The organism is Algoriella xinjiangensis (assembly GCF_900115015.1).
GTDB classification, from domain to species: domain Bacteria; phylum Bacteroidota; class Bacteroidia; order Flavobacteriales; family Weeksellaceae; genus Empedobacter; species Empedobacter xinjiangensis.
In genome coordinates this window covers 200,013-225,668 of the sequence record NZ_FOUZ01000002.1, presented here as the reverse complement: position 1 = coordinate 225,668, position 25,656 = coordinate 200,013, and the positions used below count along the sequence as shown (strand labels likewise).

The following is a 25,656-nucleotide window of genomic DNA, read 5'->3' as shown; positions in this document are numbered from 1 at the left end:
ATGAAATTAATAGGTCCTTTCAAACAAATCGTTACACTTGCCAATCTACCCTTAAAAGGAAAAATAAACGAAGATCAATTAGAAATTATCCAAAATGGAGGAATCATTGTTGATGATAATACCATTGTTGCTGTCAATAATTTTGATGTCCTTCTACAAGAAAATCCAACCATAGAAATTGAACATATAGAAACTGAACAAATTCTACTTCCTGGATTTGTAGATTCGCATACACATATTTGTTTTGGAGGAAATCGCGCTAAAGATTTTGCAATGCGTTTGGACGGAAAAACCTATTTAGAAATTGCGCAAAGCGGTGGTGGTATTTGGTCTACAGTTACGCAAACACGTAACAAAACGGTAGATGAATTGAAGGATATCACACTAAAACATACTACTCAATTAACCAAACAAGGTATAACAACTGCCGAAGTAAAAAGCGGTTATGCATTATCTGTTGATGGTGAAATTAAAATGTTAGAAGCTATAAATATGGCAAATCAAGAAACTGAAATTGACTTGATTCCTACATTTTTAGGCGCACACATGAAACCAAAAGATTTTGATGGCTCTAATAAAGAATATTTAGAAATTTTAGTTAATCAAGTTTTTCCAAAATTAAAATCGGACGAGCTTACTAATCGTGTTGATATTTTTGTAGAGCAATCTGCTTTTTTGGTTGAAGAAGGTGATTATTTTTTGAATGAAGCACAAAAACAAGGTTTTCAGATTACAATACACGCTGATCAATTTACACCTGGCGGAAGTTATTTAGCTACAAAATACAATGCTTTGAGCGCCGATCATTTAGAATTTTCTGGAGAAAAAGAAATTGAAATACTAGCCAAATCTGACGTTGTTGCAACGGTTTTACCTGGTGCTTCTATTGGTTTGGGCATGCAATATGCACCAGCGCGCAAATTATTAGATGCCGGTTGTTGTGTTTCTATTGCATCAGATTGGAATCCTGGCTCTGCTCCTATGGGAAATCTTTTAACTCAAGCATCCATATTAGCTACTTTCGAGAAATTATCAATGGCAGAAGTTTTAGCTGCAATTACTTTTAGAGCTGCAAAAGCACTTAATTTAAATGATCGTGGAACAATAGAAAAAGGTAAAAAAGCCGATTTTATCAGCTTCTCTACCTTTGATTATAGCAATATTATTTATCATCAAGGACAATTACAACCAACGCAAGTTTGGAAAAATGGACTGTTGATTAATCAATAATGTAAATATTATCAGATGTGAAGGTCATTGTTGGCGAATAAATCAACCAATCGGTGATCATTTCTTGCGGATAAAGACCTTCATCTCCTTCATTTAAACCTTCTACAGCATAAGGACGATTTAAACAAACAGCCAACATTTCGTTGTTTTCATTTATATCATATACATCAAACCAAATGTGTTCTTTGCTCATTTCATGGTCTACATCAAAACCTAATTTCACCAAAAATCGCCAATAATTATCACCATCTGCTTCTGGATCAAAATGTTCTTTAAAAGCTTTTTTGTATGATCCAAAACGTTGATAAGCCAATGCTGACATTCGTTCCGTTTCTTGATCGCTGATAAAAAATATCGGATTATCTGCAATAGTTGTCGCGTAAACTTCGGGCGTCAATGTTATACCTTCTTGCACCGCAAGTAAAACACCAGACGGTTCGTAGTTTTCATTTTCGGGTTGACGCTCATCATAACCTCCAGGTATATTTGCAGGATAATCTTTGACCACATCTTCCCAACGTTTCCAACAAAATGTAATATCTAAACCATCATATCCAATATTAAATTCATGGTTTTCTGGCGCGCGATAATCTGGTTTTATAAACGCATTTACAATCATATCCAACGCAGAATTTAATTGCTCTATTCCACTTTTCACATTAAGCATTTCTAATTCTACAGATCCGCAACGATGCAAACCATGCGTATGCAACCAATATACTTTTTCGCCATTTTCTAACTCATCATAAACACCATGAATCGTATACAAATAAGTTGGCGCTGGCGGAATTTCTGACTCTGCAGTAACTTTTGCCCATTTGCCCGAAAGCAAACGAAAAGGCATAAAATCGGCTATAACAGACGGTTTTTCTACAACAGCCTGCATTACTTTTAGTTGTAAATGAAAACTATCCAAAGCATCATTTCCAAAATACATGGCAGTTTCTAAATAATATTTTTGCAGTTTTGCAATTTCCATCTCTTCATCAGAAATCATGTTTCCTAAACCAAATTCAGAAAAATCATACGATTTTACATCAACTACAAATAAATCAACATCAAATTCTTCGTCTAAATAATTAATTTTAATCGAATATTCTTGTGTAATCGCTTCATTTTCGTCTTTGTCTTTTTCTACTTCATCAAAAGAAATCAACGTAAAATAATTGCTCCCTTTTAGTTGATTTTCAATAAATTCTTTTGAAAAAACAACAGCATTTGACGAAGGAAAAATTCCCATTGCAGACGGTAAACTCAATCCTTCGTTGGCTATTCCGTCATATAATTCTTGATTTGTCATACTCCGTTTCGTTTGGTTTATATAAATATAATCGAAATCTTTTCAATATAATTTTATCGAAATGTTAAACTTTGGTTGGATTAAACTTGAGTAGAATTATCGATTTACGTTAAATTATTGTAATTTTACCCGCATAATCATGCAATTATGATAGCATCAATGACAGGTTTCGGTAAAGCCGTTTTAGAATTACCTGAAAAAAAAATAACGATAGAAATTAGATCTTTAAACAGTAAAACACTTGATTTAAATACTCGAATTCCATCTTTTTATCGTGAAAAAGAATTAGAAATCAGAAATCTTATTTCAGAAAAAGTACAGCGCGGAAAAGTCGATTTTTCGATGATGGTTGAATTAAATCTTGGTGCTAGAAATCAAAGTATAAATGCGGATTTAATCAAAAGTTATATCGCAGAATTTAAAGCAATTACTCCTAATGTTACAGATGGCGAATTGTTGCCAGTTGTAATGAGATTGCCTGATGTAATAAGCTATACGCAAGATGATTTGGGCGAAGATGAATGGAATCAAATTCGTGCAACAATAATTATTGCAATTAATTCTTTAAATGAATTTAGAAGTGATGAAGGAAATGTTTTAGACAAACATATTACCCAAAACTTAACAAATATTTTAGAGCTTTTGACCCAAGTTATTCCTTTTGAAAGCGAAAGAATTACAACAATAAAAGAGCGTTTTGCAAAACGTATGGACGAAATGAAAATTGATATTGATCAAAATCGTTTTGAACAAGAATTGATTTTTTATCTAGAAAAATTAGACATTACAGAAGAAAAAGTACGTCTTAAAAATCACTGCGAATATTTTTTGAAAGAGTTACAAGGAACAGAATCTAACGGTAAAAAATTGGGTTTTATTTCGCAAGAAATTGGTCGTGAAATTAATACGTTAGGCTCAAAATCAAATCATCCAGAAATGCAAAAAATTGTTGTTCAGATGAAAGATGAATTAGAAAAGATAAAAGAACAATCGTTAAACGTTTTATAATGAAAAAGGGAAAATTAATCGTCTTTTCAGCTCCATCAGGCGCAGGAAAAACTACTTTAGTAAAACATGCTTTAGAAACTTTAGAAAATATTAAATTTTCAGTTTCTTGTACAACGAGAGAAAAACGCGAAGGTGAAGTAGACGGAAAAGATTATTATTTTTTAACACCAGATGAGTTTAAAGCAAAAATTGCAGATGACAAATTTGTTGAATACGAAGAAGTTTACCGTGATAATTTTTATGGAACTTTAAAAGCCGAAGTAGATCGCATTACAACTGAAGGAAATTCGGTTATTTTTGATATTGATGTGATTGGCGCTTTAAATATTAAACGTTTATATGGTGACGAATGTTTAACAGTTTTTGTTAATCCACCGTCGTTAGAAACGTTAAAAGAGCGTTTGATTTCTCGTAATACCGAAAGCGAAGACAAACTAAAACAACGTTTGGACAAAGCCGGAATTGAAATGGAAAAAGCAGCAGAATTTGATATTATTTTATTGAATGATGATTTAGCAACAGCCAAAGAAAAAACAAACGAAATTATTACAGATTTTTTGAAATAAAATAGAAATCCATTCCGAAAAAAATCGGTTGGTATAAAAAATAAAATGCCTTGGATAAATAAATTCAAGGCATTTTTTTATCTTTATTCTTTCTTAAAAAAACATCTATTTATCATGGAAAATACGAGTACAATACAAATCAATAACGCTACTATTAATTATTATCACCACGAAATAAATCCATCTAAACCTACGCTTATTTTTTTGCATGATTCGTTAGGTTCTACTCAACTTTGGAGAGATTTTCCGAAAGAAGTTGCAGAAAAAACCAATTGTAATTTGTTTATTTATGATCGTCAAGGTTACGGAAAATCTTCACCATTCGTAATCGAAAAACGCACAATAACTTATATGCATGATGAAGCAGATTTTTTGAATGCGCTTGTTAAACAATTCAATTTTAAAGAAATAATTTTATTTGGGCATAGCGATGGCGGAACTATTGCGTTACTATATGCCGCAAAATACCACGAAAACTTGAAAGGAATAGTTGTTGTCGGTTCGCATATTATTGTGGAAGATGTGACGTTGAACGGAATTAGAGCTGCTAAAATTGCCTATAAAGAAACTAATTTGGCCGAACGTTTAGCAAAATATCACGGTGATAATACACAAAAAGTTTTTGAAATGTGGACAGAAACTTGGTTAGAACCTGATTTTATGAATTTCGATATAAGAAAAGAATTAAAAACTATCGAATGTCCAACATTGGTTATACAAGGAATTGATGACGAATTTGGAACGATGAAACAAGTAGACGGAATTCTTGAAAATGTAAAAAGTCGAATAGAAAGTTATATCGTACCAAACGCAAAACATACGCCTTATAAAGAAAATAAATTGCCTACTTTAGAAAAAACTATTGCATTTATTGATACATTGCAATAACTTATAACTAACAAATAATGAGCGTTTTATTGATTCGTATTTTACTGATTTGTGCAATACCTCTCGAAATTTATATTCTAGTAAAAGGAATTAAATTACTTCGAAAAGCATTTCATGGAAAAATTATTTTAGAACTTCCTCTCGATAAACTTTCCGAAAATTTTATGCTTACAAAATCAGGAATATATTCTATTTGGTGGAAAGGTCAATTTTTACAATCAATTCCGATTCATGTTTTTAAACCTAAAATTATAAATCAAACAACAAAAGAAATTATACCATTAATTCCATCTCTTTTAGCACCAAGATCCAATGATTTTTATGAAGCAAGATTAGAAGTTTACACGTTTAGAGCGAAACAAGGAAATTATATACTTGAAATAGTTGAAGGTACAAGTGTCAATGTTTTTCAGACAGAAATTGCAAGATATTTTTCAGGAAATAAAAACTTTGATTATACTAAAATCCGAATTCAAATCAGAGAAAGTCAATCGCAATTACTCACTTTATTAGGAATTCCTATTTGTATCATCGGCGGCGGCGGACTTATAGTTTCTTTTGTATTTAGTCTTTTAGCCGATCAAATTTTCTAACTAATTTTAAATAATCTTTCTGATACAACGCAAACGGTGCGAATATTTTTGTGAATCGGTATTAAAAATCCCATTTGTATCAATTGGATCAATTCGTACTTTTCCGTGCGCATGAAGAATTTTACCATTTCCACACATAATTCCGACATGTATTATTTTACCATCTGCATTATCAAAAAAAGCTAAATCGCCTGGTTCTGCTTCTTCCACAAAACTCAAAACTTCGCCCATTTCTGCTTGTTCGTAGGCATCGCGTGGAATTTTATAACCTCCAATTTTATATACTTGTTGCGTTAATCCAGAACAATCTATTCCAAAAGAAGATTTTCCGCCCCACAAATATGGCACATTCAAATACGCTTTTGCAATTTCTACTAATTGTTCTTTTGATTTTTTTCCGGATGTATAAACACCAAAATATTCAAAACATTTTGGTCCTATACTTATTTTATTTTCACGTAAAGATCTTACCTCAGCACCAATTGTTAAAGTCATTGGTAATCCGCATTCCATCGCGTGATTGTATGGATTTATGGCAAATTTATCGGTAGAATTAGCTAAATATTCTGCTTCCGAAACGGTTAATATTTGTTTCGGATCTACCCAACCTTCGTAACCGTCAAATGCAAGCTGAACTTTTGTCCACTTTTCTAATTCTTCTAAGATAATTAATCTTTCTCCAAATAAAATTTGACTCACCATTTCTGATGAATCTCTTGCTTCTGCGCGCAAAGGCGACACACTAACTTGGCAAATGGCGTACTTCATTATTTCTTTCGGATTAATGTAATACCATCACGAATTGGTAAAATAATAGATTCTACACGTTCGTCTTTTGTTACCATCTCATTAAATTCTTTTAAGATTTTTGTTGATGGATCTTTTTTATCTTCTTCCTCCAACATCACTTTTCCGTACCACAAAACATTGTCCACTAACATTGTTCCGCCTGGGCGAAGAAGTTCTAAAATTTTTTCAAAATAATAAGGATAACTTTCTTTATCGGCATCTATAAAAGCTAAATCTACAGAATTTTTCTCAATTGTATTTAATTCTTCGCGCGCATCATTGATTCTGAAATCAATTTTTGACGCAAATTCAAATTCATCAAAATATTTTCTGCACAGATATTCTAATTCATCATTTTTATCAATCGTTATTATTTTTCCGTCACTTGGCAAACCTTCTGCCAAACACAACGTTGCATAACCAGTAAATGTACCTAATTCTACTATTGTTTTAGGCGAAAGTATCTTAGCCAAAATACTTAACAAACGCCCTTGATATTCTCCCGAAATCATGTGCGGTTGTGTTGTACATTGATAAGTTTCAACACGTAAACGACTCAAGATTTCTGGTTCTTGATCTACGTGATGATCCAAATACGATTCTAAAATGGGTGAAATGTTTATCATACCTCTAAAAAAGTCTACAAAAATAAAAAATTCGTACCAAATTAGGGCTATATAAAGCTAATTTCGGTACGAATTCTTTTATATTGAGTAAAATTATTGATTTATAAATTAAATGTCATTCATTCTGAATCATTTCAAGAATCAACGAACGTAATTAATTTATAAATACTTAAACCTTTCCTTTTTGAATAATTGTTACAATTTCTGGATCTAATAATGTTGATGTATCACCAAAATCAGTTTCGTCACTTGCAATTTTTCTTAAAATACGACGCATAATTTTTCCACTTCGTGTTTTTGGTAATCCAGGTACAAATTGTATTTTATCTGGTTTAGCAATTGCACCAATTGATTTTGCAACTTCGTTTTTAATGTCTTTTTCTAATTCTGGCGAGCCTTCTATACCATCTTGCAAAATAACATACGCATACAACGCATTTCCTTTTATATCGTGTGGAAAACCTACAACTGCACTTTCCGCAACAGCTTCGTTTTGATTAATTGCATTTTCTACTGGCGCCGTTCCTAAATTATGTCCCGAAACAATTACCACATCATCTACACGACCCGTAATTCTGTAATTGTCCATCGCATCGCGATATGCACCATCTCCTGTAAAATAATAACCCGGAAATGTAGAAAAATAGGTTTCGATATAACGTTTATGATCGCCATAAATAGTTCGCGCCATTGCAGGCCAAGGAAATTTAATTGCTAAACGACCTTCTGCTTTTTCATTAATTGTTTCAACTTCTTTTCCGTTTTCGTCCATCAAAACGGGTTGAATTCCTGGTAATGGTAAAGTTGCAAAAGTTGGTCGAAGTGGCGTAATTCCTGCCAAAGGCGAAATCATAATTGCACCAGTTTCTGTTTGCCACCATGTATCTACAATTGGGCAATTTCCTTTTCCAACATAATCATTTAACCAATGCCAAGCTTCCTCGTTTATTGGTTCGCCAACAGATCCTAAAACTTTAAGACTTGATAAATCATATTTTTCGACATAATCTAACGATTCGCGAGCTAAAGATCTAACTGCTGTTGGTGCTGTATAAAAATGAGTGACTTTTAATTTTTCTACAATTTCCCAAAAACGTCCAAAATCTGGAAAACTTGGAATTCCTTCGAACATTACCGAAGTTGCACCGCACATTAATGGTCCGTAAATAATATAACTATGTCCCGTTATCCAACCAATATCAGCTGTACACCAATAAATATCATTTGGTGCCATTTGAAAAATATTGTCAAACGAATATGCTGTCTCCACCATATAACCTCCACACGTGTGCACCATACCTTTCGGTTTTCCCGTAGAACCAGATGTATAAAGAATAAATAAAGGATCTTCTGCATCCATTACCTCAGCAGGACAATTGTCATCAACTTTGTACATTTCGTCCATCCAAAACTTATCTCGCCCTCCAACCATCGATGTTGGCTCTATAGCACGACGATACACGATACATGTTTGGATAGATGGACAATCTTTTAGCGCTTCATCACAAATTGCTTTTAAATTGATTGGTTTCGTACCACGATAAACTTCGTTTGCTGTGACCAAAACTTTACATTGTGAATCGTTGATACGCGAAGCAATTGCCGAAGATGAAAAACCTGCAAAAACAATAGAATGCACAGCGCCAATACGCGCGCAAGCTAACATTGCAATTGCTAATTCGGGAATCATAGGCATATAAATACACACACGATCGCCTTTGTTGATTCCATTATTTTTTAGAACATTCGCAAATTGACAAACTTTTGAATGTAATTGACGATAAGTTATGATTCTAGTTTCTTCTAAAGGATTATTTGGTTCCCAAATTAAAGCAGTTTTATTTCCATTTTTTTCTAAATGACGATCTAAGATATTTTCGGTAATATTTAATTTACCACCTTCAAACCATTTAAAATCTGCATTTTCAAAGTTGTAATCAAGTGTTTTAGTCCAACGTTCTTTCCAAACAAAGCTTTCTGCAACTTTATCCCAAAATTTTGCAGGATCCTTTACACTCTTTTTATACTCTTTTTTGTACTCGGAAAAAGAGTTGATTCTAAAATCATTAATCATTTGTAACTTATTTTGTGGTTTTGAATACACAATATAAAAAAAGTGAGTCAATTTATCAAATTAACTCACTAATATTTTTGAAATGAATAAATACTATCCTATTTTCCTTTATACGGACTTGCATTGTAATAAGCAATTGCTGTAGGCAAAGCTTGTTTTATTGTACTAATACGTGTCGCATCCGAAGGGTGAGTGCTTAAAAACTCTGCTGCACCAGCGCTACCACCTTTTGCAGACATTCTTTCCCAAAAAGGAATTGCTTGAGATGGATCATAACCAGCCATTGCCATTAAATATAATCCTGTAACATCAGCATCTAACTCCATCTTACGCGAATAATTTAACAAACCTACTTGCGCACCTACTGGATATAATTTTTCGAAAGCTGCTGCGTAATTAGAATTTGAAAGAGAACCGCCTACAATTTGTCCAATTCCTTGTGCTGCCATTTGCTGAGAAGCTTGTTCTGCACTATGACCTGCCAAAGCATGTCCAATTTCGTGACCTAAAACTACCGCCAAACCTGTTGCGTCTTTTGTTATTGGTAAAATACCAGAATAAACTGCAACTTTTCCGCCTGGCATACACCATGCGTTTACTTCGTTAGATTGTAATAATGTAAATTGCCATTGGTAACCTTGCAATTGAGCAGATAATCCTTTTTCTGCATAATATTTATCAGCAGCGTATTTTAAACGATCACCAACTGTTTGTATCATTTTAGCATCCGTTGTTCCTGTAATTACTTTACCTTCTTTCAATACTTTTGAATATTGTGTAAAAGCTGTAGGCATCAATTCTGCATTAGAAACTAATGATAATGATTTGCGCCCTGTTACTGGATTTGTAGCACAAGCTGCCAAAACTAAAGCAGTTGTTACTGTCAAAATTATTTTTTTCATATTTATAAGTTTATTTACCGAGTTTCTTTTTTATTTCGTTCAATTTCATCAATGCTTCAACAGGTGTTAATGTGTTGATATCGGTGTTTATAATTTCTTCTCGAATTGATTCTAAAATTGGATCATCTAACTGAAAAAAGCTTAATTGCATATTATCCTGCGTTATTTTTTCTGTTTTATTCGAGAATCCTTCATCTGTTTTAGACGCTTCAAGAACTTTCAAAACATCATTTGCTCTATCAACCACTCGTTTTGGCATTCCCGCCATTTTTGCAACATGTATCCCAAAACTATGCTCGCTTCCTCCCGGAATTAATTTTCTCAAGAATAAAATCGTGTCTTTTGTTTCTTTGATACTGACATTAAAATTCTTAATGCGTTCCATTGATTTTGACATTTCATTTAATTCGTGATAATGCGTTGCAAACAATGTTTTTGGTTTTAAAACACTTTGATGCAAAAATTCTGCTATTGCCCAAGCAATCGAAATACCATCGTATGTAGATGTTCCACGTCCAATTTCATCCAACAAAATCAAACTTCGTTCCGAAATGTTATTTAAGATACTTGCCGTCTCATTCATCTCTACCATAAAAGTAGATTCGCCCGACGAAATATTATCCGAAGCACCAACTCGTGTAAATACTTTATCTATAATTCCTAATTCGGCAGATTCGGCAGGAACAAAACAACCCATTTGCGCCATCAAAACAATTAAAGCTGTTTGACGAAGCAACGCCGATTTACCAGACATATTAGGTCCTGTAATCATTATTATTTGCTGATCTATTGCATTTAGCTCAACATTATTCGACACATATTGTTCGCCAATTGGTAATTGTTGCTCGATTACCGCGTGTCGTCCTTCTTTTATTTTTAAATCAAAACCATCATTCAAATTTGGTTTGATGTAATTATTTTTCTCTGCAATTTCTGCAAAATTTGATAAAACATCTAAAAAAGCAATTGCTTTTGCGGTTTGTTGAATTGGTAATAATTTGGTAATTATATTTTGTAAAAGATCAATAAACAATTGATTTTCTATTGCTAATATTTTTTCTTCAGCACCTAAAATTTGTGTTTCATATTCCTTTAATTCTTCGGTAATATAACGCTCTGCATTTACCAAAGTTTGCTTGCGAATCCATTCTTCTGGAACTTTATCACGGTGCGTATTTCTAACTTCAATATAATACCCAAACACATTATTGAAAGCTATTTTTAAAGAAGAAATTCCTGTACGTTCCGTTTCGCGCTGACACATTTTGTCTAAATAATCTTTACCAGAAAACTGAATTTCTCGTAGTTTATCTAATTCCTCCGAAACACCTTTTCTTATCACATTTCCTTTTACAATTTGATGTGGTGGTTCGTCGGTTAATGTTTCAAAAATTGTTTCATTTAACGGCTCAATATTTTCTATTCGAGTAAATAAATCGACAATTTCACTAATTTTAGAAGTTTCTCCAATTGTTTTAATTTCTTGCGAAAGTTTTAAACTTTGTGCTAATTGCAACAATTGACGAGGCGTTATTTTTCCTGTCGAAACTTTTCCAGCTAAACGCTCTAAATCGGTTAATTGACCTAATTTTTCTCTTAAATCATATCGAATATCTCCTTTTGAGAAAAAATAATCAACAATTGCTTGACGACGTTGAATTGATTTAAAATCTTTCAAAACCATAACCATCCAACGATTCAGCAAACGTGCGCCCATCGGCGTTTTGGTATCATCCAAAATATTAAGCAACGTTACACCTTTTGCATGCGGCGAATAAACTAACTCGAGATTTCGAATTGTAAATGGATCCATCCAAACAAAATTTTCTTGATTTAGACGTTGAATTGACGTTATATGTTGAATTTCGAAATGATGCGTATCATCCAAATAAGCTAAAATTGCACCAGCAGAAGTAATTCCTTCTTTTAAATTCTCGATTCCAAAACCTTTCAAATTTTGAGTTTTGAAAAGATTGGTTAATTTATCAACCGCAAAATCATATTGAAACGCCCAATCGTCTAAAAGAAATTTACTTTTAACATCCGAAAAATTATATTTTACTCGTTTCTGATAAATTACTTCACTTGGTCGAAACGATTGAATGATTTTCGCCACTTGATCTTCTGGACCTTCCGAAACCAAAAATTCTCCCGTAGAAACATCTAACAAAGCAACTCCAAAAGATTTATCGCCTTGATGAACAGCCATCAAAAAGTTATTAGATTTAGAAGATAAAACCTCATCTTGTAAAGCTACACCAGGCGTTATCAACTCGGTAACACCACGTTTTACAATTCCTTTCGCTGTTTTTGGATCTTCCAGCTGATCGCAAATTGCAACACGCAAACCAGCTTTTACCAATTTTGGCAAATATGTATTTAGCGAATGATGCGGAAAACCTGCCAAAGCACTATTGTCCGAGCCATTTGCTCGTTTAGTTAAAACTATATCTAAAATGCGCGAACAACGCACAGCATCATCTCCAAAGGTTTCGTAAAAATCTCCAACTCGAAACAACAACATGGCATCAGGATACTTTGTCTTGATGGCGTTATATTGTTTCATAAGAGGAGTTTCCTTATTCTTTACTACTTTTGTCAAATTATTATAAATTTTGAACAGCTAAGTTAGTTAAAAACGCAGTGATGAGAAAACTAAAATTAGACGAATTAGGTCGTGTTTCGACTGAAGAATATAAAGAAATTGAAAAACATCCGATTGTAGTTGTTTTAGACAATGTTAGAAGTATGCACAATGTTGGTGCGGTTTTTAGAACATCTGATGCTTTTTTGATTGATAAAATTTATTTGTGTGGAATTACGGCAACGCCTCCACATAAGGAAATTCATAAAACTGCAATTGGTGCAGAAAATTCTGTAGCGTGGGAATATGTAGAAGATTCTAACAAATTGGTTGCAAAATTAAAAGCAGATAATTACCAAATTGTAACAATAGAACAAGCGGAAAATTCGGTTTTATTGAATGAATTTAAAGTTGATCAATCTCAAAAATATGCAATCGTTATGGGAAATGAAGTAGATGGTGTACAACAATCTATTATCGATCAATGTGATACATGTATTGAAATTCCGCAATCTGGTACAAAACATTCGTTAAACGTTTCGGTTTGTACAGGAATTATCTTGTGGAAATGGTACGAAGGTTTTATGAAATAAATTTCAAATTAAGATAAATAAGAAGCTGAAATAAATTTAGCTTGACAAAAAAAAAGCGATTCAAATTGAATCGCTTTTTTTATTAAAATTTTACTGATACATTAATCCATTCTGGATCAAAATCAGCATTGTATTTTTTATAGAAATTAATTGCAGACTCGTTCCAATCCAACACTTGCCAAACCATCCCGTTATAATTATTTGCTTTACCGTAAGCAATTAATTCATCTAACAATATTTTTCCGATTCCAGTTCCACGCATAAATTCGGTTACAATTAAATCTTCCAAATATAAACGACGACCTTTCCAAGTTGAATAACGGTCATAATGCAACGCAATACCAACAATTTCGTTGTTTACTTCTGCAACCAAAGAACCCCAAACTGGCTTTTTACCAAAACCACATTCTTCCATTTCTTCTAATGTTACCGTCACCTCATCTGGCGCTTTTTCGTACAAAGCTAATTCTCTAATCAATTCTAAAATTCGAGGACAATCTTCTCTCCTAGCCTCTCTTATTGTTACATTATCCATTTTATATCTAAAAATTTTACTTTTTTAAAAAGATTTTTCGACAAGCTCAAAATGACACGATTTTGAACTTATCTGATGTGATGTTGAAATAAATTCAACATGACTTAATTAGCAAAAATCAATATTTAAATGATAGCTTTTTAACTTGTTTGATGTGATGTTGAAACAAGTTCAACATGACTTTTCTAATTAATAATTCATCATTTATAATTCAAACTAAATTGTCATTCCGATTTCAATTCCTTTGATACGACGATATAATTCTGTTGCGTAATTATCTGTCATTCCCGAAACATAATCTAAAATTCCCATCACTTTTTGGTATTTTGTTCCTTTTTCGTACAAAAATTGAGAAGGAACCAAGCGTAATGCTTTTTTCTCGAAACTTTTTCTTTCAGCTTCATCTTTCAAAATTGGTGGAATAAATTGCGAAAGTAATTCGGACATTACATTATAACCTGCATTTTCGATTTCTAAAACCGAACGATGATTGTAAATATTTTCTCTGGAAAAACGTTGAATTTCGGTCAAAACTTTTTTAGTTTCGTCTACCGTTTCATCTTTAATAATATCTAACAGCGCTGTTTTGAATTCACCTTTTACAATTTGTTCAAAATTTTGTTGGTAAACTTGCACCGATTTTTGCGTTAATAAATTGATTGATTTTGCACGCAAATAAGCGATTCTATCATTTTTATCAGAAATTGATTTTAATGTAATTTTTGTTTTATCAATTTGGGAAGGATCCAATGATTCTACCAAATTCAAAAATAATCTTTTGCATTTATCATGATCAATAATTCCTAAACGTTGCGAATCTTCAACATCAATTATGTTATAACAAATATCGTCGGCCGCTTCTACCAGCCAAACAAACGGATGTCTTTTGTAAATAATTGGTTCGTTAGCTTCTAAAATCATATTCGTTTTAGATGCAATTGTTTTGAAGGCTTCTTTCTGTGCTTGAAAAAATCCAAACTTTTTACGGTGCAATTGACTTTTATCTTTCGCTACCGATTCGCACGGATATTTAGCAATTGCAGCCAATGTAGAATATGTTAAACGCAAACCTCCTTCGGATTTTCCGTTTTGTTGTTGCGTTAAAATTCTGATTGCATTCGCATTTCCTTCAAAATTAATTAAATCTGCCCATTCAGCTTCTGTAAAAAAACCTTTCAACTCTTTTTCATGTCGATCAAAATAAGACGCAATTGCATCTTCTCCCGAATGTCCAAATGCGGGATTTCCGATATCGTGACACAAACAAGCCGCCGAAATAACGTCGTGAATACTATAATTATAAAAATCATAAGATTCTTCACTCAAATTATAATTTTCGGTAATAAATTTCCCAACCAAATTTCCCATAGAACGTCCTACCGAAGACACTTCTAAAGAATGTGTCAATCTATTGTGTACAAAAACACTTCCGGGTAAAGGAAAAACTTGGGTTTTATTTTGCAATCGCCGAAAAGCCGATGAAAAAATAATTCGATCATAATCTCTCTGATATTCAGACCTTGCATCCGATGTATCGTTGGTATTACTACGTTGATTGGTGTATATGTGATTGAGAGATTCCATAAATTGATTTAAAAATCTAAATTAAGTATTAATAATTAGCTATAAAAAATCCAAGCTGTAAAAACAACTTGGATTTTTTATATTTTTTAGTAATTTATTTTACCAACTTCCTGAAGCGCCACCGCCGCCGAAACTTCCGCCGCCGAAACCGCCAAAGCCACCGCCGCCAGATGATCCACCAAATCCACCACCCGATCCGAAGCTTCCGCCTCCAAAAACTGATCGCCCAGTGTTCATTAGAATTACATCATCTAAAATGCTTCGTCTTCCACCGTTGTTTCCGTTACCTTTTCCACCGTTATTACCTTTTGACATGATGTAAAAAATAAATACAAAAAATAAAATACCGAATATTAACGTTAACCAATCGAGACCAGAATCTGTTGATTTTTTTGGTTTATCTTGTTTATATTGCCCTGCAAATGCTTTAAAAATATTATCGACACCTGCATTAATTCCGCCCGCATAATCGCCTTGTTTAAAATACGGTATAATCGTATTGTCAATAATAGCTTTATTGATGCTTGGTGGTAAATAAATTTGAGCGCTATAACCTGTTCTTATGGTTATTTTGCGGTCTTGTTTACTCAAAACAATTACAACACCGTTGTCTTTGCCTTGTGTACCAACACCCCATTTTTCTCCAATATCATTCGCAAATGTTTCTAACGGATAACCATCTAACGATTCAACTGTTAATACTAGTATTTGTGTTGAGGTAGAATCGTCATATGCAACCAATTTTCGTTCTAATTGATCCAATTGCATGGCATCAAAAACATGGGCATAATCATGGACTAATCTTTTTTCTGGCTTCTGTTTTAATAACTGTTCTGGTGTTTGACCAAAAGCAGTAATCAGTGCAAGAAAAAATGTTAGAAAAAAGTATCTAGCTGTAGCTAATTTCATCTGGTAATTCGTTTACATCGTCCTCTTGATGAGGAAAATATTTTTTTAAAGCTTTTCCGGTTTTTTTAATTCCTTCGCAAAGCCCTTTTACATATTTTTCTTTTTTGAAGCGTTTTACAACATCTTCTTTTATATCATCCCAAAAATCATCAGGCGTTACTTTGTCAATTCCTTCATCGCCAATAATCGTAAAATTATGATCGTCCGGAGAAACATGAAATAAAACCCCATTTCTGTCTTTAGTTTGATTCATTTCTAATCGCTCAAAAACTTCTAAAGCTTTTTCTAAATGATTAGCAGAAGATTCGAACTCGATATGAATTCGAATCTCTCCGCTTGTATTTTTTTCAGCTTTTTGAATGGCTTTGATGATTTTTTTTTCATCTTTTGGAGAAAGAAATTTGTGTTTCTTATTTCCCATATCTACTTAAAATTCTACTTTAGGTGCATTTTCAGAACCTGCAGCAGCTTTAAAATAACCTTTCTTCGTAGCACCTGTAAATCCAGCAATTAAGCTATTAGGAAATGTAACAATCATGCTATTAAATTTTTCTGCAGAATCGTTGTATTTTTTTCTTTCGAATAAAACTTCTTGTTCAATGCTAGATAATTCTGCTTGTAATGCCGTGAAATTTTGGTTGAATTTAATGTCTGGATATTTTTCTACAGAAACTAATAATCTACTCAAAGTTGATCCCAATTGATCTTGAGCCGCTTGAAATTTAGCAATATTAGCATCCGTTAATTGACTTGCATCATCAATTTTAATTTGATTAGATGTTGCTTTTGCACGCGCATCAATTACAGCCGTCAATGTTTCTTTTTCCATATTAGCCGCACCTTTTACCGTGTTTACTAAGTTTGGAATTAAATCAGAACGTTTTTGGTATGTATTTTCTACATTTGACCATTGTTTTTGTACACTTTGATCTGTTGTTTTAATGTTGTTGGAAATTCCAATTCCCCAGAAAACTACACCTGCTAATAACACAAGAATAATTCCCCCAATAAGACAGCCTTTGCTTTTCATAGTTTTTAAATTTATTAATAAAGTAAAAATAGTATTTTTCAACAACAATATAGCAAAAATAAAGCCGAGCTTTTATAAAACTCGGCTTGTACTTTTAATATTTTGTAAGACCTTAATTTAACAAGGTTTTTGCCCAACTATCCTCTAAAGGAAGTAACCAATTTTGTTTAAAATCGCTTAAAGAAGAAACACCGTTATTAAAAACATTGACATTTGTAATTTCTCCTGCTTTTACTTTTTGTTTAAAAGCTGGTAATTTTTCTACCACAACTTTTTCTTGGTCTTCGTAAGAAACTAACATTCTGTTTAATAAATCATACGAATAATCTGCATCAATTTCGCGGATTAACTTTGTTAATTTATCGATAGAACAACCACTTGCAGTTGCTTGCTTTTCGTCTACACCAACCACAATAAATTGATCAAATGGTAAATCAAAATCCGCTAAAAGTTCTGCACCATGTGCGTTCCAATCAGCAATAAAATTATTTAGTTTAGCTGTAATAGCTTCTTTTTCTGATGTTGAGAATTTACGATTGGATTGAAAAATCCAAATTCTTGAATCGTCTGTTAAATTCATTTTCCTCGTTTTAAATTTCTGTTTCAAAGATACAAAATAAATTTGGTGCTTTGATGCGCTTTCATTTTGAGAAAACATGAGATAATCTTCTCTTCTTAAAATTTAATCATAAAAAAAACCACCTCAACGAGATGGCTTTTTTATATTTTAAAACTAGAAAATTTGGTTATAAATCTTTCGCTTCCATAATCAATTCGGCTAAATCTTTTACAAGTACCGTTGATTCTTTCTCAAAATGTTTTACACCATCTGTCATCATTGTATTGCAAAAAGGACAACCCGTTGCAATAATATGTGGCTCTTTTTCTAAGGCTTCTTCTGTACGTTCTACATTAATGTCTTTATCACCTTTTTCTGGTTCTTTAAACATTTGCGCGCCACCTGCACCACAACATAATCCACGTGTTTTACAACGTTTCATTTCCACAAGTTCTGCATCTAATTTCTCAATCAAATCGCGAGGCGCTTGGTAAACATCATTACCACGACCTAAATAACAAGGATCGTGAAAAGTGATTCGTTTTCCTTTAAAAACATCTCCTTCAATTGTTAATTTATCTTCATTAATCAATTGTTGTAAATATTGAGAATGATGTAAAACCTCGTAATTACCTCCCAAACTTGGGTATTCGTTTTTTAAGGTATTGAAGCAATGTGGACAAGTTGTTACAATTTTTTTAACGTCGTAAGCATTCAATACTTCAATATTCATCATAGCTTGCATTTGGAAAACGAATTCGTTACCAGCACGCTTTGCAGGATCTCCGGTACATGATTCTTCTGTTCCTAAAACTGCAAATTCTATTCCGATGTTATTTAATATTTTGACGAATGCTCGTGTTATTTTTTTTGCTCTGTCATCAAAACTTCCGGCACAACCAACCCAAAATAAAACTTCTGGTTGTTTGCCTTCGGCCATATATTGAGCCATTGTTTTAACTGTAATAGTTGACATATTTTTTTGTAGTCTTTAAGTTATTTTATTTGATTTGGCTTAATGTTTACCGTCATCAAAAACTTGAATCGAGACATTTTTTTCTACCAAATCTGTAAATTTACCATTGTATCGTGTTGCTTTTACTAAATGGTTGTCTACCCAATGATAATTGCCTCCTCGAGGTTTTCCCATTAATAAACCATAGTATTTAAAGCCATGTTGTTTTAACCAAATTTCTGTGTATTCACGATGTTCTTCTGTTCTTGATGTAAAAAATGTGATAACATGTCCTTCGTCGTACCATTTATTTAATGTTTCTAAAGCATCAGGATAAACTTCTGCTGTTAACATGCGTTCTGGTTCTTCGTTTGGAATATCGTCGCAAATTGTTCCATCAATATCAATCAAATAATTTTTGATATCTTCTGGTAAAATAGGACTTACTCTTTCTCCGTTTTCAATCTTCTCCTCTAAAAAATTCTCCATTGTGTGTTGTGTTTGTATGTGTAATTAATAGTTTTTGAGAATGAGTAATTGTATTTTACAATTTTAGTCGTTTGCCCAGTTTAATCTGTCTGCTGTATTAAATTGCCATGGTGCACCATTGTTTTCGACATTGGTCATCATCATATTCAATTCATTTGGCGCAGCAGATTGTTCCATTACCAAATAACGACGTAAATCTATAATAATAGACAACGGATCGATATTTACAGGACAAGCTTGTGTACACGCGTTACAAGATGTACAAGCCCATAATTCTTCTGGCGAAATGTAATCGTTAACCAATGTTTTACCATCGTCAACAAATTTACCTTCGTTCGCATCCATATTACGGCTAATATCTTCTAAACGATCGCGCGTATCCATCATAATTTTACGAGGAGATAATTTTTTACCTGTTAAATTAGCTGGACATTCAGACGTACAACGTCCACATTCTGTACACGTATAAGCGTTTAATAATTGTACACGATTAAGATCAAAAACGTCTTTTGCTCCAAATGTTTCTGGCTCTCCCTGTGGTTCAGCAGGTGCAGCGTAAGGATCTGCATTTGGATCCATCATCATTTTTACTTCGTTTGTTACCGCTTGTAAATTGTTAAACTCTCCTTTAGGTTCTAATTTAGAAAACCATGTATTTGGGAAAGCTAGGATGATGTGTAAGTGTTTTGAATAATATAAATAATTTAAGAAAAAGAAAATCCCGACGATATGAAACCACCAAGCAGCTCTTTCTACAAGTGTTACAAAAGTAATGTCGTTAAAATGACTTAACAACGGCGCTGTTAACCAACTAGAAATTGGAAAAGATCCAGCTTTTGGATAATGAGCTGCGCCCATTTGTTGTAAAACTTGATCGGCACCATTCATTGTAAATAAAGCCAACATAAATGCAACTTCCATAAAAAGGATATAATTTGCATCATCTTTTGGCCAACCTTTCATTTCTGGCTTCCAGAAACGTTTAATTTTTACAATGTTTCTTCTGCACCAAAAAATGATACATGAAACCATTACTAAGAATGCTAAAATCTCGAAGAAAGCAATCATTCCATCATAAAATCCACCCATAAAACTTAATATACGGTGCGTTCCAAACAAACCGTCTATTATAATTTCTAGTACTTCAATATTGATTAAAACAAACCCTACATAAACAAAAATATGTAGAATACCAGCAAGCGGACGAGCGGTCATTTTGCCTTGTCCTAAGGCGACGCGCGCCATCGTTTTCCACCTTTCTTTTGGGTGATCAAAACGATCAATTTCTTTTCCTAATTTGATATTTCGAATCAGGCGTTTTACGTTTTGCGCAAAAAACCAGAGACTACCAATCATTATTAGGGCAAAGATTACATTTGGAATGTACTTCATCATTTTAAATAATTCTTTTGTGAGTTTTGAGTATTAGTATTTTTGTCTTTTTGTTATGGTTGAACAGGTTGTTTTTTTCCAAAAACCGAAATATTAACATATCGACTTGGATTTTTCTTTAAATCTTCAACCAAAGAATTCATATTTTTTATTGTCGCTTCTAGCTCATTTGCAATACTGTCGTCTTTTGCTAATTTACCTAAAGAACCTTTCCCATTATTCATATCTTCTAATAATGTGTTTAAGTTTTTAGATGCATTTTCAAAATTCTTGATTACTTGATCCAACTCTAATGCATTTAATTTATCAGCCGTTTTTCCAAATTTGTCAACCGTTGTTTTAGCCGAAGCTAAAGTTGCATTTGCATTATTAAGCGTTGCATTTAACGTTTTTTCGTTGGTTTTAATTAAATTATTTGCACTATTAGAAGTTGCAGTTAATGATTTTGCAGTTTGATCAAATGTATCAATTGTATGATTCAAATTCTTCAACATTGCTTTAATATCTTGCTGTGTATCGGCGTCTAACACCTTATTTACACTTCCTAATGTTTGATTAAAACTTAATAAAACACTGTCTAATTTTGCTTGTGTTGGTGATAATTGTTTTGTAAAACCATCTAACATTCCGCCTGCAATACGTCCTTCTAAATAATCGCCATCTTTTGCGATATCTGGACCATAATCTAACAATAAACGTACTTCTGGACCAGACATAAGTCCTGGTTCGTAAATTTCTGCAATTGTTTTCTTAGAAAATTCAATGTCTTTATCTACTGATAAAACAACTTCAAAATAAATTGGTTTAGCAGTTTCTATAATTTTTATCTCTTTTACTTGTCCAACCCTCAATCCGTTTATTGATACAGGTTTTGAAGGAGCAAGTCCATTCACGTTTTCAAATTTCACCGTAAATAAACGTCCTGATGAAAAAATATTTTGTCCTTTTAAGAAATTGAATAACATGAAAAAACCAATTAATGTTATAATGGTTATGATTCCTATTTTTAATTCTTTAGATAATTTCACTTGTAATGATTTTGTGCAAAAATAAAACTTAATTTGTAAAGAAACATTTTATATTACATTATAATGGATCTTCGCCATTAAATGTCACGATAAAGGCGTTTCTAAAACCTTTGTCTTGTACGTCTTTCAGTGTTTTTTGAGCAGCTTCCATTGTTTTATCTGCACCAAAATAGTATTTCTGTAAATTGCCTTCTTTTACGCGTAATACGTTTGTAAGACCGTTAAATTTATCGTCGCGATCTTTGTATTTTTTGTTCGAAGTCATAAACTGAACGCGGTAATTTTTACCACCTTCCAATCGTTTATTCGTTTCAAATTCTACAATTTTAGCACCAGAAAAACCTTTTCTTTTTACGGTATTTAGTAAATCATCTGCGCGAGATTGCAAATCTGTTTCACCATAATAATACACATAATTGTCTCCTTCTTGTATTACATCCAAATCTGTTAAACCTCTTAATTGTGGCGATGTTGCAGAAAATTTCATTTTAGATTCCATTACTTTCACCTTAAGTTTTTTACCTTCTACTGGTTTTTCAACTTTTTTAACTGGTTTTGGCGCTGGTTCATCTTCGATTCCACTTCTACGGTCAAATTCTTTTTTAAATTGTTTGAAAGATTCATACAAAGTTTCTGCCGTTTTTTGTTTTCCATCTTCCGAAGCCAAAAAAGTTCCTTCATCATAATTCGAGATAAATCCTAACTCGACCAAAACCGATGGCGATGCATTTCCTCTTAATACGTGAAAGTTATTTTGTTTAACTCCTCTACTTTTTCTGAAATCTCGGTTAACAAAATTCTTTTCTACCAAATCTGCAAAACGAATAGATTGCTCTTTATACGCAGCATTCATAATCTCGAAAGCAATAACAGCTTCGGGATCGTTTGGATCAAATTTCTCGTATTTCTCTTGGTCTTTTTCTAAAAAAACTACCGAGTTTTCTCGTCTTGACACCTCATCAGTCTCACTAGATCGTTTTAAACCCATCACAAATGTTTCGGTTCCTGTTGCGCTGCTATTTGTTGCAGAATTACAGTGAACTGAGACAAATAAATTAGCGTGATTGTCATTCGAAATACGAGTTCTTTCCCATAATTCTAAGAAAATATCCGTTTTACGTGTCCAAACCACTTTAACATCTTTGTGATTTTTTTCAATCATATTACCAAAACGAAGTGCCACATCTAGCGCGATATTCTTTTCTAAATCAGCTACTCCTCTTGCTCCTACATCTTTCCCTCCATGCCCAGCATCGATCACTATAACAAAATTTTGTTTTTTTTGTGCAAATGAAATCGTAGAAAATACCAACATCATTGCAAAAAATAAATACTTTTGTATGTTAATCATTTTTAAACTCATACTATAGGTTTGTTTTTTTGATTAATTTTGACGCAATTTATAAAAAATAAGTTTTTCAATTTGTTTACAAAAGCAATTAAATCGATTTTATTTTTTAGTCCAGTTATGGTTTGCACCATTTCCTTTGGACAAATTAAAGATAAAGATAACGCTAAAGTTGTTTCTGATTCAATAAAATTAGATACAATTATTCCTGTAAAGGAAAAATTAGAGTTTATAGTGGAACATAGTTCTGAAGACGAAATTCATAACCGTAAAAAACGCATGACGTATTTGCTACGCAAAGCGCGTGTGGTTTATGGCGATATGACTATTGATGCTGATTACATTGAGCTTAATTGGGATACGGGTGACGTATATGCCGAAGGTAAGCGCGACTCTATTGGTAATATTATTGAAAAAACAAAGTTTACGCAAGGGCAGCAAGAAATTCTTCAAGATGCTTTTAAAGTTAATTTCAAAACCAAAGTAGGGATTGCGTATAATATCCGAATGACGCAAGATGAAGGTATTATTATCGCTGATAAAGCAAAGCGAGTTAACGACTCTGTAATGCTTTTGAAACGTGCAGATTTTACAACCGATACTTATTTTAAGGAAGGAAAAGATACGCGACCAGATTATTTTATGCGCGCAAGCGAAGGTAAAATGATTGATAAAAAAGGAAAGAAAACATTGATTACAGGTCCAATTCAGTTTTGGGTATATGATGTTCCTACACCTTTGGCGTTACCATTTGGTTATATTCCTGCAATGGGCGAAAAACGTGCGGCAGGTATTTTGATGCCTCGACCAGGAGAACGTTCAAACCTTGGTTTTTTTATTGAAGATTTAGGTTTTTATGTACCATTTGGGGATAATTTTGATTTAAAACTTTCTGGTGATATCTATACAAAAGGTAGTTGGGCAGCTCGTGCAGAATCTACTTACCGAAAACGATACAAATACAATGGTCAAGTATCTGCCAATGTAGAAAATAGATTAACGGGTATAAAAGGTTTAACTGAAGGTACCAATGCATTTTCTAAACAAAGCTTGTTTGGTGTTATGTGGTCGCATACACAAGATAGTAAAGCCAATCCGTATTTATTATTTAACGCAAATGTTAACTTTTCGAGTTCTAAATATTACCGTGAATCTGTAAGAAATCAATATATCAATACCGGTCAAGTTTTTACAAATAACGTTAACTCGTCTATCAACTTAACAAAAAACTTTGAAAATGCACCTTTAACTGCTCAATTGAGTATGTCGCACTCTCAAAATTACAATACAGGTGATATTAACATTGCTTTTCCTCGACTTAACTTAAACATGTCTCGTATTTTTCCGTTTGCAAAGAAAAATACACCAAAAGAAGGTTTATTACAAAATCTTGGATTAACCTATGCAATGCAGGCTGGGAATGAAGTAAAAACCAACGACAACGATATTTTTACAGATAAAATGTGGAAAGAGCAAATGCGTATGGGTGCAAATCACAAGATTGGTTTGCAAACTGGTATTACGCTTGCTAATTATTTCCCATTAACTTTATCTTCTGATTATAACGAAGTTTGGGGAGATAATAAATTAGTGAGAAACTATAATTCGGTTAATAATAAAATCGAAGATACCTATCTAAAAGGATTTAATGCATATCGTACTTTTAACTTTAACGCATCGGTTTCTACCAATATTTACGGAACGTTTATCAACCAAAATAAAGAAGCTAATATTTTAGGAATTCAGCACGTTATTACACCGTCTATTGGGTATAGTTACACACCAAACTTTCAGTCAGAAAATTGGGGATATTATTCTTTTTATAAGAATATGAACCAAGAAGAAATTTGGTATTCTCAATACGAAAACATGTTATATGGTGTTAGTATTCCTGGTTTAACAAATTCTTTAAACTTTAGTTTATCTAACAATTTAGAGATAAAAGTAAAAGATAGTAGCGATCCAAAAGGTTTCAAAAAAGTAAAAATATTTGAATATTTACGTTTAAGCTCTGCTTATAATTTTTCTGCAGAAGAATTTAAACTTTCTCCAATTAGTGTTAACGGAATGACTTCTTTGTTTGATCGTAAAGTTAATGTTCAATTTGCGGCAACTGTTAATCCATATAAAATACAACGTTATATTGATGCATCTGGTCAAGAAAGATCTGAATACATTGATAAATTGGGAGATTTCAAAGTATCTAACGTAACATTAGGAACGGGTTATACATTTGACAATAGTACTTTTGGAGGTAAAACATTTGATGCCAAAAACTACAGAAAACGAGGAACAGTACGTGATGAAAACTTTTATTACGACAACGATAATTACGCGCATTTCGCAATTCCGTGGAGTTTAACTACCAATGTTAGTTATACGTATTCAAAAGGAACAGCCAGAAAAGGTATCGGAACTGGATCTTTGGCTATGAATGGTAAAATATCGCCAACACCTTATTGGGCAATCACAGCAAATGCAACGTATGATTTTATTGACAACGAGATTACTTATGTACGTTTCGGTTTTGAGAGAGATTTACGAAGTTTCACTTTATCATTTGGTTGGACACCAATGGGAACATATAAAAGTTATGATTTCTTTATCGGAATCAAAGCTTCAATCTTAAGCGATTTAAAATACAACGACAGATCAAGACTTAATTACTAAAAAT

General features: G+C 32.8%; 24 protein-coding genes. 7 read left to right on the top strand and 17 right to left on the bottom strand.

Features of this window, described 5'->3' with window-relative positions; genetic code table 11:
* Entirely contained in the window at positions 1–1,230 is a 1,230-nt protein-coding gene (hutI, locus tag BM072_RS02625; protein WP_092906277.1) for an imidazolonepropionase, read from the top strand.
* On the opposite strand, the gene BM072_RS02620 is transcribed toward hutI, so the two are convergent.
* Positions 1,220–2,530, bottom strand: a complete 1,311-nt coding sequence (locus BM072_RS02620) for a DUF4026 domain-containing protein (protein ID WP_092906275.1) — start codon at positions 2,528–2,530, stop codon at positions 1,220–1,222. The genes hutI and BM072_RS02620 overlap by 11 nt on opposite strands.
* Before the next feature lie 147 nt (positions 2,531–2,677).
* Here BM072_RS02620 and BM072_RS02615 point away from each other — a divergent pair, with 147 nt between their 5' ends.
* The 4 genes from BM072_RS02615 to BM072_RS02600 all read left to right on the top strand — a co-directional run bounded on the left by BM072_RS02615 (position 2,678) and on the right by BM072_RS02600 (position 5,585).
* On the top strand, positions 2,678–3,538 hold the full coding sequence (locus BM072_RS02615) for a YicC/YloC family endoribonuclease (protein WP_245752031.1): 861 nt from the start codon (positions 2,678–2,680) through the stop codon (positions 3,536–3,538).
* Entirely contained in the window at positions 3,538–4,104 is a 567-nt protein-coding gene (gmk, locus tag BM072_RS02610) for a guanylate kinase (RefSeq protein ID WP_092906273.1), read from the top strand. The genes BM072_RS02615 and gmk overlap by 1 nt, the downstream gene beginning before the upstream one ends.
* Before the next feature lie 114 nt (positions 4,105–4,218).
* Complete coding sequence (locus BM072_RS02605; protein ID WP_092906271.1) at positions 4,219–4,992, top strand: alpha/beta fold hydrolase; 774 nt, start codon at positions 4,219–4,221, stop codon at positions 4,990–4,992.
* Positions 4,993–5,009: 17 nt separating this feature from the next.
* Positions 5,010–5,585 carry a hypothetical protein gene (locus BM072_RS02600; protein ID WP_092906269.1) on the top strand — a complete coding sequence of 192 codons (576 nt, stop codon included), beginning with the start codon at positions 5,010–5,012 and terminating at the stop codon, positions 5,583–5,585.
* Positions 5,586–5,591: 6 nt separating this feature from the next.
* Here BM072_RS02600 and BM072_RS02595 read toward each other — a convergent pair whose 3' ends face one another.
* The 5 genes from BM072_RS02595 to mutS all read right to left on the bottom strand — a co-directional run bounded on the left by BM072_RS02595 (position 5,592) and on the right by mutS (position 12,542).
* The gene (locus BM072_RS02595) at positions 5,592–6,353 is read right to left on the bottom strand and encodes a C40 family peptidase (protein WP_092906267.1); all 762 of its coding nucleotides are present in this window, start codon (positions 6,351–6,353) and stop codon (positions 5,592–5,594) included.
* Complete coding sequence (locus tag BM072_RS02590) at positions 6,353–7,000, bottom strand: O-methyltransferase (RefSeq protein WP_092906265.1); 648 nt, start codon at positions 6,998–7,000, stop codon at positions 6,353–6,355. The genes BM072_RS02595 and BM072_RS02590 overlap by 1 nt, the downstream gene beginning before the upstream one ends.
* 169 nt (positions 7,001–7,169) lie before the next feature.
* Positions 7,170–9,074: an acetate--CoA ligase gene (gene acs / locus BM072_RS02585; RefSeq protein ID WP_177190245.1), complete on the bottom strand. Its 1,905-nt coding sequence runs from the start codon at positions 9,072–9,074 to the stop codon at positions 7,170–7,172.
* 98 nt (positions 9,075–9,172) lie between these two features.
* Positions 9,173–9,976 (bottom strand): M48 family metallopeptidase, encoded by an 804-nt coding sequence (locus tag BM072_RS02580; RefSeq protein WP_092906263.1) that lies wholly within the window; start codon positions 9,974–9,976, stop codon positions 9,173–9,175.
* A gap of 10 nt (positions 9,977–9,986) precedes the next feature.
* Positions 9,987–12,542 (bottom strand): DNA mismatch repair protein MutS, encoded by a 2,556-nt coding sequence (gene mutS / locus BM072_RS02575; RefSeq protein ID WP_092906261.1) that lies wholly within the window; start codon positions 12,540–12,542, stop codon positions 9,987–9,989.
* A gap of 80 nt (positions 12,543–12,622) precedes the next feature.
* Here mutS and BM072_RS02570 point away from each other — a divergent pair, with 80 nt between their 5' ends.
* On the top strand, positions 12,623–13,153 hold the full coding sequence (locus BM072_RS02570) for an RNA methyltransferase (RefSeq protein WP_092906259.1): 531 nt from the start codon (positions 12,623–12,625) through the stop codon (positions 13,151–13,153).
* Positions 13,154–13,235: 82 nt separating this feature from the next.
* Here BM072_RS02570 and BM072_RS02565 read toward each other — a convergent pair whose 3' ends face one another.
* From BM072_RS02565 to BM072_RS02515, 11 genes are all read right to left on the bottom strand, one after another.
* Positions 13,236–13,688 (bottom strand): GNAT family N-acetyltransferase, encoded by a 453-nt coding sequence (locus BM072_RS02565; protein ID WP_092906257.1) that lies wholly within the window; start codon positions 13,686–13,688, stop codon positions 13,236–13,238.
* 216 nt (positions 13,689–13,904) lie between these two features.
* Positions 13,905–15,272, bottom strand: coding sequence for a dGTP triphosphohydrolase (gene dgt / locus BM072_RS02560; protein ID WP_092906255.1), 1,368 nt, complete (start codon positions 15,270–15,272; stop codon positions 13,905–13,907).
* Positions 15,273–15,371: 99 nt separating this feature from the next.
* On the bottom strand, positions 15,372–16,181 hold the full coding sequence (locus BM072_RS02555) for a TPM domain-containing protein (RefSeq protein ID WP_092906253.1): 810 nt from the start codon (positions 16,179–16,181) through the stop codon (positions 15,372–15,374).
* The gene (locus BM072_RS02550; RefSeq protein ID WP_092906251.1) at positions 16,162–16,602 is read right to left on the bottom strand and encodes a TPM domain-containing protein; all 441 of its coding nucleotides are present in this window, start codon (positions 16,600–16,602) and stop codon (positions 16,162–16,164) included. The genes BM072_RS02555 and BM072_RS02550 overlap by 20 nt, the downstream gene beginning before the upstream one ends.
* Positions 16,603–16,608: 6 nt before the next feature.
* On the bottom strand, positions 16,609–17,211 hold the full coding sequence (locus BM072_RS02545) for a LemA family protein (RefSeq protein ID WP_092906467.1): 603 nt from the start codon (positions 17,209–17,211) through the stop codon (positions 16,609–16,611).
* Positions 17,212–17,323: 112 nt separating this feature from the next.
* Positions 17,324–17,791: a hypothetical protein gene (locus tag BM072_RS02540; RefSeq protein ID WP_092906249.1), complete on the bottom strand. Its 468-nt coding sequence runs from the start codon at positions 17,789–17,791 to the stop codon at positions 17,324–17,326.
* Positions 17,792–17,957: 166 nt separating this feature from the next.
* Positions 17,958–18,746: a (Fe-S)-binding protein gene (locus tag BM072_RS02535; RefSeq protein ID WP_092906247.1), complete on the bottom strand. Its 789-nt coding sequence runs from the start codon at positions 18,744–18,746 to the stop codon at positions 17,958–17,960.
* Between the two features lie 39 nt (positions 18,747–18,785).
* Positions 18,786–19,214: an LNS2 domain-containing protein gene (locus BM072_RS02530; RefSeq protein ID WP_092906245.1), complete on the bottom strand. Its 429-nt coding sequence runs from the start codon at positions 19,212–19,214 to the stop codon at positions 18,786–18,788.
* A gap of 63 nt (positions 19,215–19,277) precedes the next feature.
* Entirely contained in the window at positions 19,278–20,606 is a 1,329-nt protein-coding gene (locus tag BM072_RS02525; RefSeq protein WP_092906243.1) for a 4Fe-4S dicluster domain-containing protein, read from the bottom strand.
* 53 nt (positions 20,607–20,659) lie between these two features.
* Complete coding sequence (locus BM072_RS02520; protein ID WP_092906241.1) at positions 20,660–21,634, bottom strand: MlaD family protein; 975 nt, start codon at positions 21,632–21,634, stop codon at positions 20,660–20,662.
* Positions 21,635–21,692: 58 nt separating this feature from the next.
* A complete protein-coding gene (locus tag BM072_RS02515) occupies positions 21,693–22,985 on the bottom strand; it encodes an N-acetylmuramoyl-L-alanine amidase family protein (protein WP_245752030.1) in 1,293 nt (430 codons plus the stop codon).
* A 72-nt stretch (positions 22,986–23,057) separates the two neighbouring features.
* Between BM072_RS02515 and BM072_RS02510 the strand changes: the two genes are divergently transcribed.
* Positions 23,058–25,652, top strand: a complete 2,595-nt coding sequence (locus BM072_RS02510) for a putative LPS assembly protein LptD (protein WP_092906465.1) — start codon at positions 23,058–23,060, stop codon at positions 25,650–25,652.
* Positions 25,653–25,656 lie beyond the last annotated feature (4 nt).